This window comes from Blautia sp. An81, assembly GCF_002161285.1.
Lineage (GTDB): Bacteria > Bacillota > Clostridia > Lachnospirales > Lachnospiraceae > Blautia > Blautia ornithocaccae.
Window position 1 is genome coordinate 186,979 of record NZ_NFHH01000001.1, and the last position, 13,789, is coordinate 200,767.

Genomic DNA, 13,789 nt, shown 5'->3' on the forward strand with positions numbered 1-13,789 from the left:
TCCTTCTATTGTTCATGTCTTTTCTTTTCAATCTTTTTTATTACGGCCCGGGAAAAGTTTTCGTCGGTCAGCCCAAGGGACGCCCGATATTCCTTTCCTATGGCCCTTCCCAACTCCTCCTTTGATCCGATGATGTAAAACGGCACCTGATAATATGTGCACATATCATGAAATTTTTTTCTTGTATTTTCTGATGCATCCTGGGCAATGATGACCAGGAAAGCCTTCTGAGTTTTTACGGCCTTTTCTGTAGCAAACTCACCGCTTACCACTTTTCCTGCTTTTGCAGCCAGACCTACAAGAGATATTTCTTCAGGTATTCTCAATATCTTCAAACTCCTTTTCAAGATGCTCATAGACCGTCTGGGGAATCTCCATTTTCAGAGAACGCTCCAGGCCTTTGTTCCTGACTGCTTTTTTCAGACATTCTCTGTCAAAACAGAGATAAGCGCCTCTGCCGTTTTTCCGGCCTGTGGCGTCCAGGATCACCTGGCCATCTTCTGTCTTCAGCACTCTGAGCATCTCTTTCTTACTTTTCATTTCACCGCAGCCCACACATTTTCGCATGGGGATTTTCCGCACTGCCGCCATATTTTCCCCCTATTCTTCTGAGGCTTCCTCCTCATAGTCTTCATAGTCCGTATAATTATCAGCTTCCGGAATCTCTGTCTCAATTTCCTGGACTTCCTCATATCCGTTTTCATATTCCTGCTCATAAAACTCGAAATCTCCAGATTCTCTTGCCTGAGTCTCGCTCTTGATATCGATCTTAAATCCAGTAAGTCTGGCAGCCAGTCTTGCGTTCTGTCCCTCTTTTCCAATCGCCAGGGAAAGCTGGAAATCCGGAACAATGACCATAGCATTCTTCTCTTCCGGATCTGCCATAACAGAAATAACCTTTGCAGGACTTAAAGCATTTTCAATCAGAATAGCCGGATTATCGCTCCAGTTGATGATATCAATCTTTTCTCCTCTCAGCTCCTCTACAATAGAGTTAACTCTGGCGCCGTTCATACCTACGCAGGCCCCTACAGGATCTACGTCAGGGTCATTGCTCCAGACAGCGATCTTTGTTCTGGATCCAGCCTCTCTGGCAATGCTCTTAATCTCTACTGTACCGTCTTTTACCTCTGTAACCTCTGCTTCAAAGAGACGTTTCACCAGTTCCGGATGAGTTCTGGACACCAGGATCTTCGGACCCTTTGGTGTATCTTTCACTTCCAGAATGTAAACTTTAATTCTCTCTGTAGGCTTAAATACTTCGGTCTTAACCTGCTCGTTTTCTGTAAGGATTGCATCTGCCTTGCCCAGATTAATGCTGTAATTTCTGCCCATTGTCCGCTGAACGATTCCGGTAACCACATCTTTTTCTTTGGCATAATATTCATTAAAGATAACTTTTCTTTCTTCTTCACGGATTTTCTGCAGGATTACGTTTTTCGCATTCTGTGTAGCAATACGCCCAAATTGTTTTGATTTGATTTCCACATTTACGATATCGCCCAGTTCATACTGAGAATTCATCATCTTAGCATCTGCCAGACTAATCTCTGTCACTGGATCCTGAACCTCTTCTACTACTGTCTTCTCTGCAAACACGCCAAAATCGCAGGTTTCAGGGTTAATATTTACTTTAACATTATCTGCTTTTCCAAAATGATTTTTGCAGGCCTGGATCAAAGACTGCTCAATGGCTTCTAAAAGAGTTTCTTTGCTGATGGATTTTTCCTTTTCCAAAATATCCAATGCTTCTAATAATTCTGTGTTCATTTTACTTCCTCCTAAAATTTAAAAATCAAACGCAAGGCGTATCAGGGCAATGTCTGTCTTTTGAAAAGTCTTTTCTTCTCCTTCACAGTCAATGGTCACACTATTCTCATCATATGCAGTCAAAACGCCGTAAAATTCCTTTTCCCTGTTTATGGGACGGTAAGTTCTGATTTCCACCTCTTCTCCCATGCTGCGTTTAAAATCTTTTTCCTTTTTTAAAGGTCTTCCCAGACCAGGGGAACTTACTTCCATAATATAGGCTTCATCAATAAAGTCCTCCTCATCCAGTTTATCAGAGAATTCTCTGCTCACTGTCTCGCAGTCGTCTACAGTAATTCCTCCCGGTTTGTCAATATATGCCCTAAGATAAAAATTTCCTCCCTCTTTGACATATTCCACATCCACTAATTCAAATCCGTGTCGCTCTACAATAGGGGTTATCAAAGCTTCTGCTTTCTGTTCATAGGTTTCTTTTTTACTCATGTCCTCACCTTCTTTCACAGGATTTCCAAAATCCTCCCGGTATACAAACGATAAGAGTGGACCTCTCGGTCCACTCTTATGCTGAAATAACTATCGTGTTCTTACATAGAATAACACTATTTTCTCTATCTTGCAAGGGGTTTTTCCTGATTTCAGGGGTTTTTAAGGGCTTTCAGCCATTTTTATCAATTCTTCGACGCTGTAAATAGAAGACTCCCTTATCTCACCACCAGAATAATCAAATAGCAATTTTTTCCCAGCAACATCACATAGTCCGGGAAGTTCTGCCAATATCTGTCCTTCTGTATCCAGCAATATCCCAAAAGTACCATTATCCTGATCAGAAAATTGAAGCACCACATAATCTCCTGTCTGAACCGCCTCTGTAAGGCACCCTTCACTTTCTATATCTCTGAGTTTTCTATCTGATCTGGCATCATATATCACAGCACCTCCCTGCTCCAGTGGTTCTATATGAAATTCATCTGTATAAAATTCCTGCTGTATTCCTTCTGCCTCTCCTTCTTCTTCCAGCTGTCCGTCTTCTGCTCTGTATTTCTCCATTGTTCCATCTGAATAGGTAACTTCCAGGTAAGCTTTTCCTTCTACATAAACAAAGTATGCCACTTTAACCTCTTTACTATCTGAAAGCTTTTCTTCGCAGAGCAAATTTCCTGACCGATCATACAGTCGAAAACCCTTGTCCGAAAACAACAGAATCTTTTCTCCTTTACCGCATACCTTGGCAAAATCATGGAGATAATCCGGATCATAGAAAAAGACGGCTGTATCTTTATGCTCTTCATATTTTAAAATACGAATATTTTCAGAATCTCCTCCCCCCGCCAGAACCGTTTCACTGGCTGCTGCCGTCAAATACTCCTGCTTCTGTTTTCTATATTCCGCCATCATAACTCCCTGTTCATTAAAGAACTGAATCTTAGTCTCTGTAGTTATCAGAATATTAGAACCGTTAATTGAGAAATGCTGTATCTTATCCTCAGTCGTTGCAATAGCCTTCTGTTCCCCTGTAGCCGGATCTACCTTTGACAAAATATTATCCATTTGTATATAGATTCCCTTTTCATCAGACTGAACACTTAAAGGAGTTTCGCTGTCAAAACCGCCGGTCTGGCTTTTTGTATCCAGATCGATCACAGCAAACATAGAAGTACTGTCATCTGATGCGGAAAAGGCAAAATGCTTTCCATAAAATCCGCCTTCAAAATGAGTATATCCAGAACCTGTATCCAATACCGTAAGACTCTCTGCTTCATTATTCAGATTAATGATGTGTATGCTTCCATCTGCAAAGCTGACTCCAAGAAGAGAACCGTCTGCATTTAACTCCACAAAATTATCTTTCGCATTAGCAAATTCTGAATTTACTGTAGCACTTTGGTGTTTGCCGGTAAAATCCACAATATAGATTTCTTCGCCATCTGAAGCGTCATATATAGTTGCATAAGTTCCATCTCTATAAATAGCCGCAACTCTGGAGCCGTCCGCTGAGACGCTCACAGAGGTGGCCGGATTTCCTGCCCATAATTCTTTCTTCTCTTTTATATCATATGCACGGATACCGCCGTCTCCTGCATAGATCAGGGTCTCGTTATCCAGATATTTTGCCTCCGATAATTCAGAAACCTCTGCTGGAAAATCTGCAAGAATCTCTCCAGTTTCTGTGTCTAAGATCACAAATTCTTTTCCCGACAGCATCACGGCTGAGCTTCCATCGGGCGCTATCTCCATATAAGAAACTTTCTCCGGCATTTTCACTGCCTTATAAGGCTTAAATCCATCTGACAAGTCATAGATGCCCAGCGCTGCCGTAAGGCTTTTCTGCCCTTCTTCTCCATAACCCGGTGTAAAAATACCATCGGGTTTCGGCAAAGCCTCTGACGCATATGTTACAGCAGCATCAATATCCCCCTCTTCTAATGCATCTTGGGAAAGCTGTGCATATTTTTTGCTCTTCTCCACATTTTGTATCCTGGAATAACCTGTAAAAGCAATGAATACCCCTGCTGCCAAAAGCAGCGGGAATACGATTGCTGCTTTTTTCCGATTTTTCTTCCATTGCAGCAGTCTTATATCGTTTTTTCTCAAAGCCAAAAAATCCGCCTGCATTTCCCGGGCTGTCTGATATCTCAGATCCGGATTCGGTGCCATAGCCTTTGTAATGATCCGAACTACTGCAGGACTGAACTCTTTATCTGAGAGGGGTACCACTTCCTTTGCATTTTTAGCCGGCCTTACACCGCTGAGCAGATGGTATAAAGTAGCACCTACGCTGTAAATATCTGACCGCACATCCACAGAAGCTCTCCGTTTTTCTGAAACAGAAGAAGCTGAATGGGAAGAAAAAGAAGAGAGCATTTCTGTAGGAATATCTCCCTCTGAAGTTTCCTCCTTTTCCATAACTTCTGTTTCTTCGTTATCTTCCTCTAGCATTTCAGATTTTCCACTACCGCTGTGAATGGAATAATCATAGCCATAGTGTTCCGGAGAAGCATAGCCCGGGCTGCAGCCTATCAGATTATCCTCTCCTACAGCAAGGGAAATATTAAAATCTATCAGGCAAATATTTCCTTTTGGAGTAAGCATAAGATTCGACGGTTTTATATCACTGTGGATATAACCTCTTGGTGGCTCTCCATGTATCGGACTGTGGAGATAGGCAAGAGCCTCTAAAAGCTGTATCGCCCAGGCGATCACCTGAGGCTGTGAAAAACGTTCTCCTCTCTTTAACGGTTTATCCAGACTCTCCCCCTCTATATAATCCATGGCCGTATAGGTTATTCCGTTTTCTGTAAAATAATCATATACTCCGGGAATGTATGGATGATGAAGTTCCTTTAAAACATCAACCTCCCTGCACAGCAGCTCCTGCCTGGTAGAGGTTTTTCTTTTATCCGCTTTCAGAACTACCTTTATCCCCAGCCTGAGATGCCTCGCCAGATAGATGTTTCCACCTCCTCCGGAGCCTATTTTCCCTATGATCTCATAAGTTGAACCAATAATCTGTAACATAATAGTTTCCCTCTACCTGCTAGAATTTTTCATATCTTTTTTATGTTTTCAAATATCTCTTCTTTTCCAAACTCTTTGTCCAGCTGTTCTTTCAGCCGGACCAATTTCATCTGGGAAAAAACAAAGTACGCAACAGCCCCTGCTGCTGCACAGATAGTAATACCAATCCCCAGAAAGAAAATAATCTCATTGAACATATTCTCTAACCTCTCTGTCCTGTCAGGAAAGAGTCCTTAACAGGATAACCGAAATATTATCCTTTTCTCCCCGTTCCATAAGTTTTTCTGTTATCTCTTTTCCCTTTTCTGACATCTGCTCTTCTGTGTTCAGCTTTTCAGGAGAAAATTCTTCCAAAAGTTCCTCCTCACTGATCTTATGACGGAATCCATCACTGCACAAAAGATATACCGAATCTTTTTTAATGGATCCACTGTGATACACAGGCCGTATCTTTTCTGATGCGCCAAGTCCCTGAATAAGAATGGAAGAAGATCTTTTACTTCTGTATTTTTCTGTCCCATAACTGCCGCCCATAGATTCCAAACTAGCAAGAGTCTGATCTGCAGTCAGACAAGAAATCTCTTCTTTCAGTTCATAAAGTCTGCAGTCGCCTATATGGGTAATGTAATACTGTTCCTGCATCAAAAGAAAAGCTGTGACAGTCGTCCCTATTTTTATCCCATTCTCTTTTCCATACTGCTGAATCTGCCGATGTGCATTCTGAAGCAGATTTTCCCAGGATTCATAGAGATTGTCTTCAAATTCTTCCTCTTCCTGTTCTTTTATTTGGCTGAATACCTCCTCAAACCATAAGGTAAAATGTCTGACTACTTTTTGACTGGCCAATTCCCCTTTCTCCAGTCCTCCCATTCCGTCGCAGACAACCGCTAATACCGCTTCTCCTTTTTCATATTCTCCTTTCAGTACCAGAAGAGAATCCTGGTTCACAGATTTCCTTCGCCCTTTATCTGTATGGCTAGCTGTTAAATATCTCATCCTTTCTCTCCTCTACTGAATGATACGAAATTCCAGTTCTTCATCAGCCAGCTGTATCTTATCTCCCGGAGAAAGTATCCTTAGATCATCGCCCGGGTTCAACTGTTCTCCGTTTATATAAGTTTTATTCTTAGAATCATTATCCGCAATTCCCACCTGTCCCTTTCTCACATACAGAATTGCATGGATCCGCCCGATTCCCCGGTTCCCTGAGATACAGATTTCGGAGATAGCAGGGTTTCTTCCAATCCTGACCATATCTCCCTGTATTTCAAATACTTCCTGGGTGCTAAGACGATATAAAACCATCTTAGGCTGAGGTCCATTTTGGGCTTTATCCAGAAACAGCGTTTCCTCAGAGGTATCGTCCATAAATTCTGTAGGACCGAAGTCCTGTACTTCTGCATCTTTCAGTTCCATATGTACTCTCTGGGCCGGGATTGGTGTTTCCTGGGGTTTATATATCTCTCCCGGGCTTTCTTGCTTCCAGTTCTGGACTTCACTTCCCGGAATGTTCAGCCCAGCAAAAGGAAATCCTTTCTCTGTATCTGTCTCTTTTTCCTCGTCTTTTTTGGATTTTTTCCAGAAAAATCCCTTCTTTTCCGGCTTCTGTTTTTCTGGTTTTTCTTCCTTTTTCCAAAAAAATCCTTTTTTCTTTTTTTCTGTTTCTACTGCTGGTTCTTCCTTTTTCATATCAGATTCCGGAAAAGGGACTTTTTTATCCCTTTCCTTTTCCAGATACGGGTATATCTGGGCCGGCTCATCCTCCATGGGCTGCAAAGGGGAAGGGATCTGCTGCCGGATTTCCTCCTTTTTTTCCCGAGGCTTTATATTCGGTTTCTTTTCCTTAAACCGCAGGAGCTGTTCTTGAAGCCAGAAAAGAGAAGTCCCCTCTTTTCCACTGAAGAGATTGATAAGTCCTGCCACATAGCTACAGTCCTCAGACTGATCGTAGTGCACCTCCAGCAGCAATTTTTTCAAAAAACTTTCCGGCTTCATTTCCTCTCGCACGAAAGGAAGGATAACCATGAACACTTTTGCCGTGTCTGGCTGGATATAGATATATTCCTCCTCCAGCACATAGGAAGACAGATCCAGAAAGTAGTCCTCTGCTTCAAGAAAAGCCTCTATGATCCCCTCCATTACATTCAGCAGTTTTGTTTTTCCTACAACACCGGAAAAATAGTCTTTCAGACTTTCTAGTCCTGTCACGTTATATTTTAAAGTCAGTGCACCATCTATCTGAATACTTTCAAAAGAAAGAAGACTCCCTATCTGGTTATTGGACATCATCTCCATTGTAACCGGATCTATTTTTTCCTCTGGTTTTTTATTGTATATCAAGTATTTTTTTCCTTCCTGCTCTTCATAATTAAATGTTCCCATTAAACTTACCCTCCCTGTGGTTTATTGAAATAAATTCAACTGCAGGAGCTTCCACACGTTCTCTCCCTGCTGTTCTATCATGACTGCAGCTGTTCCTTCTTCCGATATATGCGTGGCCTCTAAAAATTCCGGCTGAATGACCATCGTACCTTCCTCATTAATGTACCCCCATTTCCCGCCAGAAGACACCGGTGCAAATCCATTCCGAAAAGATTCTGCATTTTCATAAGTATAATCGATAACCAGTTCTCCGTCACTGTCTGCAAATCCCCATTTCCCGTCTTTGCAGACAGCCGCATAGCCTTCCTCCGTAAATGCCCGGGCATCATCAAAGGTCAGTTCTCCAATCTGCTCTCCTTTTGTGTTGATCATCTGATAGCCGTCACCTGTTTTCACAAAGATACGTTTCTGGGCAGAACAGAAGCCAAAAGCATCGGTTATCACATCTTCGTAACGTTCTTCACCCTTGGCTTTTCCTTTTTTATTCACCAGAGACCATTCCCCATCTTTCTGTCCGGCTCCGGTCCCTTCTTTTAGTCCGGTCAGTTCCTCCCACTGGAACTTTCCTGCCGGTTCCATATTTTCGTCCAGATAACCATATTTTCCATCTTTTTCTGCCGCCGTTCCGTCTTCAGTATACATTCCCAGTTTTCCATACTCACTGTCCGGGGCTTTCCGGATCTGGTCATCTTCGTCAATATATATCCATCTGTTATCCTCTGTCCTGGCAAGGGCAAACCCTTCTTCTGAAAAAGGATACAATTCCTTATATTCGCAGGGAATAACTTCGCTGCCTGTGGCATCTGTCAGGCCGTACAGACCGTCATCGGAAACCACCATGGAGTTGTTTACGATCTCGCCCATAGTCTCATAGCGGCAATACAACTCTGTATAGCTTCCCTCCAGCTGTGTAAACCATTCCTGGGCATTCTTATTATCCGGATACTCTTCCAGGAAATCCTTCAGATATTTCACCGCCTCTTCCTCATCTCCATTTTCCGTATAATAATCCATCAGAGAATCCATGGCATGTGTATTGTCCTGATACTTTTCTGCCGTATCTTCACAGATAGAAATAAACTCCCGGCTGTCACCGCTTTTCAGATAAGCTTCCGCCATTTTCATATACAATTCTTCACTATCCGGCTCATATTCCAAAGCACTCTCATACTCTGTCACTGCATCTACATAGATCCCCTTTTCTTCCAGTTCTGCAGCCTTTTCCATGTGTTCTTTTGCCTTTATCGGATCATTTACCATATCTGACCCGGCAGAGAACCAGGCCAGCCCCAGCAAAACTACAAAAAGTAAAATTACATACTTCTTCATTCTCTTTCCCTCACATACCCATTGCCAGCGTCAGGATCGTTCCGATCAGCACAAAAGGAGCAAAGGGTATTTCTTCCTTTAACTTAATCTTTTTGAGAAGCAGCATCACAATGCTATAAACTGCAGAAACCATAACCGTCAGAAACACTAGAGGCATAATGACTCCCACTCCAGTATAACAGCCGACCACTCCAAAAAGTTTCACATCTCCCATTCCTACGCCCCCTCTAGAAATAAAATGGGCCAACAGGAACAAGCCCCCTCCCAATAACATTCCTAGTGTGGAGGAAATAAGAAGAGACAATCCCATACCCGGGAATACCAGCCATTCCAGAAGAAGCAGGAAGATCCGTCCTACTAAAAGGAATAGAAGCAACCGATTAGGGATTTTCTTTTTGTGCTGATCGATCCAGGCGATCAGGAACAACACACCTATCAGCAAAAGATACCGGATAGTCTTCAATATGCTGTAAGAAAAAATAGTAAATTCCGCTGCCAAAGTAATCTCTACCACCAAAGCTGCAAAGATAAAAAGCCTAAACTTTTTATCTTTCATCTGGTCACGAAACCAGCAGACCGCTGTTCCCATATCTTAGTTCTCCTTTCCTACCATATCAGCGTGGAAGCACATTGGTAAAATTCATACTGTCCGAAGTCAAAATCCGGAAAAAGCATATTCTTCATCTTATAAGTCACCACAATTTTCACATTGCCCTTTTCACCGGCATCATTGGATATCCATTTAGATTCTGAAAAATCCAAACCAGACATTCCTCCCACAATTCCCAGATTTTCCAGAAATTCATCGGGGTCATCGGTAAGATTTTCAATAGATTTCTCGATACTGTCTTTAGCCAATTTACCTATGGCTCCGGAGGTAACTTCTTGGGCAACCCCAGATTTCACTACGCTAAAAGCCCCTTCCGCCAGAGCCTCCGGATCTCCTGCTGCTTCCGCCAATCCACTTATGGAAGACATTGCCTTTTCCATAGAATTTGTAAATTCCTGGCTTTTTCCATTGCTATCCTGCATTCTCTGGGCGATTTCCGCCTTGGTCAGCACATAGCTGTATGTAGAAACCTGCTTGGCGGTCTGGGTAATGGCATGATGGATCAGCATCTCTGCCTGAACAAAGCGGGCTGCATTAATAATAGTACAAAATGCCATGATAAAGGGAATCAGAAATACCAAAGCCTCTACAGTAAGGGAACCTTTTTCACTTTTCTGTCTTTTTTTCTCCATTCTCATTTTCCTCTCCAAAAGTTCTGCTGCCCAGCTTCCTGAAGCAGACACCAAACTCCTCTCACCTGCAGATTTGCCTGTCAGTATCCTAAGATACTCTGATAAGTAATGGTATAAGAGTCCTCCGGAAATCCCCAGCTTCCATTTCCGCCCCAGTCGGAGATTTTCCGCATAAATGTGGTCCTGGTGCTCACCTCTGCCTTCACAGCCAGCATGGTATAGCTGTTTCGCAGATCAATCTCCGGTTCATTGACCTGGATACAGTCGGCGATCCTGGCAAGGATCCCTACCTCATTTCCAGCCATAGAAACATTTAAAAATACCCGGAGATACTCTGAATAATCAAAAGTTACACCATCTCTATTATTTCCGCCTTTTAATGACCACGTACTTGAATCTTTCAAAATCGTCACTCCATACCCCTGTTTCAGCCACTTCATATCGCTGGCTGTTTCCGCTCCTGCATAAGCAAGTTTTACTACAACCTTCACTAACGGAACCAGATAGGGAGCATATGTTCCTACCGCTGCAGAAATAAATATAGCCTCACTCTCAATCTGATGGTCAGTAAATGCGTAAAAAGAATTAAACAGCAGACGTATCCCAAAGATCAACATCATGGTATTTCTTACATTTGTCTGTGAATCATCGTTTCCCCACAAGATATACTCACATTCTCCCCGATATCCCGGCCTGTCCTGAAGGCTGTATCCGCTAAGGCTAATAATATCTTCTGCCGGACGGGTATGCCCGTCTTCCACATCTATCGTATAATAAGAAAACATCTGCATAGCATATTCGACCACATAAAGATTCTCCAGCGCCTTTGCTATAATGCCGTCAATCCCGGTAAGGAACGAGTTTGCCGCCTGAATAGATTCCTGAAATTTGGATACAATATTCCTGCGCTGGTCAGCATCCTCCATATTGCTTCCGCCGTTTATATCCCCCACCTTATCGTCTGCATTTGGCGCATCATCGCCTGTCAAAGAAGAAATCAGTTCTCCCGCCTCTCCCCAGTTGTAAGTAGGATATCCATCCTCTTTCATAGCTTCTTCTCCTGCCGCAGCACCTTGACTCAACTTGTTATTCACATCATTTGTTTCATTTTCTAATCCGTCACTTTTATTTCCGGCGCAATATTGCTGCAAACTATTATAAAAAGCATCATTTTTAATGCTTTGCTTAACATAATTTAAAGAAAGGGCCGTATGCTCATATTCCTCATTATAGCTTATCCATGCGGGTTCTATCTCAGGCCAGGTAGTCTCTGATCCATCCAACGCATTTCTTGCTGCATTTTCATAGGTTACTTTTTGATTCTCAGCCGGCTCTGTTGCGATAATTTGATTACGAAACTTTTCTTTTTTCAGTATATCTGCAACTTCTTTAAAGTAATTATGATTCATCTTTACAGCGTTGAGCAGTTCCTCTAATTGTTGTACATCCGCTGCCCCATCCGTAGAGAAAAAGCCTCGGTAATCTTCTATCTGCCGGTCCATATCTCCTGATTTTCCCGTTGTTTTAAGGTCATTATTTTTTTGATCCCATACATTGAATTTATCTGAGGCTGTTTTTAGTAAATCTTTTACATCTTCCAACTCTTTTTCTGCTTTTTTTGCAGCCTCTACTGCAGCTCCCGCAAGGCTATTATAACTATTTAAATTAGCTGCATGAGTATCTACTGCTTGGCCGGCTTCGTCACGAAGATTCTTTATAAAATCATCAATATTCCTGGCCTGGGTATTATAATCTGATTCTATTTGCTGCAGATCATTCCTTGCCTGATCTGGCTGAGGTGCTTCCTGTACTTGCTGTTCCCCCTCTGCTCCTTCTCCATTTTCTGCTTCATCCGCATTTTCTGCCGCTTCCTGTTCTGCTTTTTCTGCATCATATTGCGTCAGAAGCTTTCCGATTCCGCCTAAGTTATTTACTGTATTCATATAGAACTTACACACCATATAGGCGTCAAAAGTTCTTCCCTTCTTTTCATTTTCTGACAGACCAGACAGATCCAGTTTTCCTGCTTCAATACAAGCTTCCGCCATAGCTTTCAGATCCGTACTCTCTCCGCTGCCGTTATAATTCTCCAAAGCCTCGGCCATCAGAAAATTTCTGGAAACAATTTCTGTAAAATCCTTCTGGGTATTTTCCAGTTCCTGCCGGATCCTATCGTCAGACGGATAATTTTCAATTATCTGGTTCAACGCATCAAGAGCATCTTTAGCGTCTTTAAATGCATCCTGACAGTCCTGCATAGCTATGCTGAAATCCATCTCTGCGTTCATTGCCTCTACCATTTTCTGAGTGTCCCGCAGCTGCTGAAACTTCTCTACTACCAGTTCTGTCAGACAGACCGGTGCCCGATATTTCATATATTCAATAATCTGCTGTTTCTCCACATCTGTCCGGTAGATCTCCGATCCTATCACATTAATCGCGTCAAAGTTCTTCTTCATAAGGTCCAGTATCTTCTGATAGTCGCTCTCAGAAGGAAGGGCGTTTAAAGACTGTTCAAAATATGATTCCAGATCCGACTTCATCTCTGCAGGAGACTGATCCATGACCAGCAGGCCATATTCATCATGAAGGATTTCATTATACTGGGCCAGTCCGGCATTCATCGCCATTTCTCCGGCGTCTGAGATTACCACCTTTGACAGATAGATCCTGGAAGCGTCTACCGTCATTCCCCCTACCAGGATCGTAGGCAGAAGGATCAAACAGAGGAATACTGAAATGGTTCCTTTACTCTTGTTAAAAAACCGAAACATTTTCTTCTCCTTTATCAGAGTATATAATTCAAAACCTCATTTGTTTTCTCCAGGAACGCATCATAGCTCTCTGAAAGTCCCAGCTTTTCCATAATATAGTCCACCAGATCTGTGGCAAGGTCCACATTCCGTACAAACTCGCTGGGGTTCACAGAATAGCTGTAGGCTGCCGTTCGGATCGCCGGGCTTCCTTCAAAACCAAGATAGGCCAGTACCCCCGGTACTGGTATGGAGTGGGTAATGGTTACCTCTACCTCAGTCCCCCAAAATCCCGTATCGATCTCCACCTCCGGTTCGCTGACGCTTCCCAGGGCAATGAGAGTAGACTGCCTGGCCGCATCTGCAAATTTCGTCATATACTTTCCGCTGTTTTCCTCGGTAATCCCCGCAATATCCAAGATCGTTTTCATCTCCCGGTACATATCTGTGGTTTTTCTGGAATAAGCCTTATAATACTCCTGAACATTATCAGAAGAAGGCATTCCCTCCCCCCAGTCAAAGTCAATCTCATTGTCTGCACCCATATTAAATTCTTCGTATCCCAGATAGGCCTCTTCCCTGGCCGCTACAGCCGCCACTCTCTGGGATTCATACATCATCATATATTCCTGCATATTAAATAATGCCAGATATAATAAAGCCATCACGGTGCAAAGGACAAGCGGCATATAGATAGTTGCCTCCACCATGATGGCCCCGTTTTCATTTTTTTTATGTTTCATATTTTCTCAATTTACCTTCAAAAAGGGGCAGTAAATATTCTCTTTATCCGCTGC

General features: G+C 42.7%; 13 protein-coding genes. All 13 read right to left on the reverse strand.

The features are described 5' to 3' along the window. Positions 1-5: 5 nt before the first annotated feature. Positions 6-356, reverse strand: a complete 351-nt coding sequence (locus B5G33_RS00890; RefSeq protein WP_191385882.1) for a L7Ae/L30e/S12e/Gadd45 family ribosomal protein — start codon at positions 354-356, stop codon at positions 6-8. Then, entirely contained in the window at positions 313-591 is a 279-nt protein-coding gene (rnpM, locus tag B5G33_RS00895; protein WP_087267364.1) for an RNase P modulator RnpM, read from the reverse strand. The genes B5G33_RS00890 and rnpM overlap by 44 nt, the downstream gene beginning before the upstream one ends. 9 nt (positions 592-600) lie before the next feature. After that, a complete protein-coding gene (nusA, locus tag B5G33_RS00900; protein WP_087267361.1) occupies positions 601-1,770 on the reverse strand; it encodes a transcription termination factor NusA in 1,170 nt (389 codons plus the stop codon). Between the two features lie 18 nt (positions 1,771-1,788). Beyond that, positions 1,789-2,253: a ribosome maturation factor RimP gene (rimP, locus tag B5G33_RS00905; RefSeq protein ID WP_087416558.1), complete on the reverse strand. Its 465-nt coding sequence runs from the start codon at positions 2,251-2,253 to the stop codon at positions 1,789-1,791. Between the two features lie 162 nt (positions 2,254-2,415). Further along, positions 2,416-5,286: a serine/threonine-protein kinase gene (locus B5G33_RS00910; RefSeq protein WP_087416418.1), complete on the reverse strand. Its 2,871-nt coding sequence runs from the start codon at positions 5,284-5,286 to the stop codon at positions 2,416-2,418. A 29-nt stretch (positions 5,287-5,315) separates the two neighbouring features. After that, complete coding sequence (locus tag B5G33_RS21290; protein WP_158229558.1) at positions 5,316-5,483, reverse strand: hypothetical protein; 168 nt, start codon at positions 5,481-5,483, stop codon at positions 5,316-5,318. A 22-nt stretch (positions 5,484-5,505) separates the two neighbouring features. Next, positions 5,506-6,282, reverse strand: coding sequence for a PP2C family protein-serine/threonine phosphatase (locus B5G33_RS00915; RefSeq protein WP_087416419.1), 777 nt, complete (start codon positions 6,280-6,282; stop codon positions 5,506-5,508). Positions 6,283-6,294: 12 nt separating this feature from the next. Beyond that, positions 6,295-7,668 (reverse strand): DUF6382 domain-containing protein, encoded by a 1,374-nt coding sequence (locus B5G33_RS00920; protein WP_087416420.1) that lies wholly within the window; start codon positions 7,666-7,668, stop codon positions 6,295-6,297. Positions 7,669-7,689: 21 nt separating this feature from the next. Continuing rightward, a complete protein-coding gene (locus B5G33_RS00925) occupies positions 7,690-8,997 on the reverse strand; it encodes a WG repeat-containing protein (RefSeq protein WP_087416421.1) in 1,308 nt (435 codons plus the stop codon). Positions 8,998-9,007: 10 nt separating this feature from the next. Continuing rightward, positions 9,008-9,586, reverse strand: coding sequence for a prepilin peptidase (locus tag B5G33_RS00930; RefSeq protein WP_087416422.1), 579 nt, complete (start codon positions 9,584-9,586; stop codon positions 9,008-9,010). Between the two features lie 17 nt (positions 9,587-9,603). Then, positions 9,604-10,239: a hypothetical protein gene (locus B5G33_RS00935; protein WP_143276486.1), complete on the reverse strand. Its 636-nt coding sequence runs from the start codon at positions 10,237-10,239 to the stop codon at positions 9,604-9,606. Positions 10,240-10,319: 80 nt separating this feature from the next. After that, the gene (locus B5G33_RS00940; protein ID WP_087416424.1) at positions 10,320-13,013 is read right to left on the reverse strand and encodes a DUF5702 domain-containing protein; all 2,694 of its coding nucleotides are present in this window, start codon (positions 13,011-13,013) and stop codon (positions 10,320-10,322) included. A gap of 14 nt (positions 13,014-13,027) precedes the next feature. Beyond that, positions 13,028-13,735, reverse strand: coding sequence for a hypothetical protein (locus B5G33_RS00945; protein ID WP_087416425.1), 708 nt, complete (start codon positions 13,733-13,735; stop codon positions 13,028-13,030). Between the last annotated feature and the right edge of the window lie 54 nt (positions 13,736-13,789).

Excerpts from the sequence above, each read along its gene's own strand:
- rnpM (WP_087267364.1), bottom strand. The coding sequence starts at position 591 with ATGGCGGCAGTGCGGAAAATCCCCATGCGAAAATGTGTGGGCTGCGGT.
- B5G33_RS00945 (WP_087416425.1), bottom strand. The coding sequence starts at position 13,735 with ATGAAACATAAAAAAAATGAAAACGGGGCCATCATGGTGGAGGCAACT.
- B5G33_RS00940 (WP_087416424.1), bottom strand. The coding sequence starts at position 13,013 with ATGTTTCGGTTTTTTAACAAGAGTAAAGGAACCATTTCAGTATTCCTC.
- B5G33_RS00915 (WP_087416419.1), bottom strand. The coding sequence starts at position 6,282 with ATGAGATATTTAACAGCTAGCCATACAGATAAAGGGCGAAGGAAATCT.
- B5G33_RS21290 (WP_158229558.1), bottom strand. The coding sequence starts at position 5,483 with ATGTTCAATGAGATTATTTTCTTTCTGGGGATTGGTATTACTATCTGT.
- nusA (WP_087267361.1), bottom strand. The coding sequence starts at position 1,770 with ATGAACACAGAATTATTAGAAGCATTGGATATTTTGGAAAAGGAAAAA.
- B5G33_RS00935 (WP_143276486.1), bottom strand. The coding sequence starts at position 10,239 with ATGGAGAAAAAAAGACAGAAAAGTGAAAAAGGTTCCCTTACTGTAGAG.
- B5G33_RS00890 (WP_191385882.1), bottom strand. The coding sequence starts at position 356 with ATGAGCATCTTGAAAAGGAGTTTGAAGATATTGAGAATACCTGAAGAA.
- B5G33_RS00920 (WP_087416420.1), bottom strand. The coding sequence starts at position 7,668 with ATGGGAACATTTAATTATGAAGAGCAGGAAGGAAAAAAATACTTGATA.
- B5G33_RS00910 (WP_087416418.1), bottom strand. The coding sequence starts at position 5,286 with ATGTTACAGATTATTGGTTCAACTTATGAGATCATAGGGAAAATAGGC.
- B5G33_RS00925 (WP_087416421.1), bottom strand. The coding sequence starts at position 8,997 with ATGAAGAAGTATGTAATTTTACTTTTTGTAGTTTTGCTGGGGCTGGCC.
- B5G33_RS00930 (WP_087416422.1), bottom strand. The coding sequence starts at position 9,586 with ATGGGAACAGCGGTCTGCTGGTTTCGTGACCAGATGAAAGATAAAAAG.
- rimP (WP_087416558.1), bottom strand. The coding sequence starts at position 2,253 with ATGAGTAAAAAAGAAACCTATGAACAGAAAGCAGAAGCTTTGATAACC.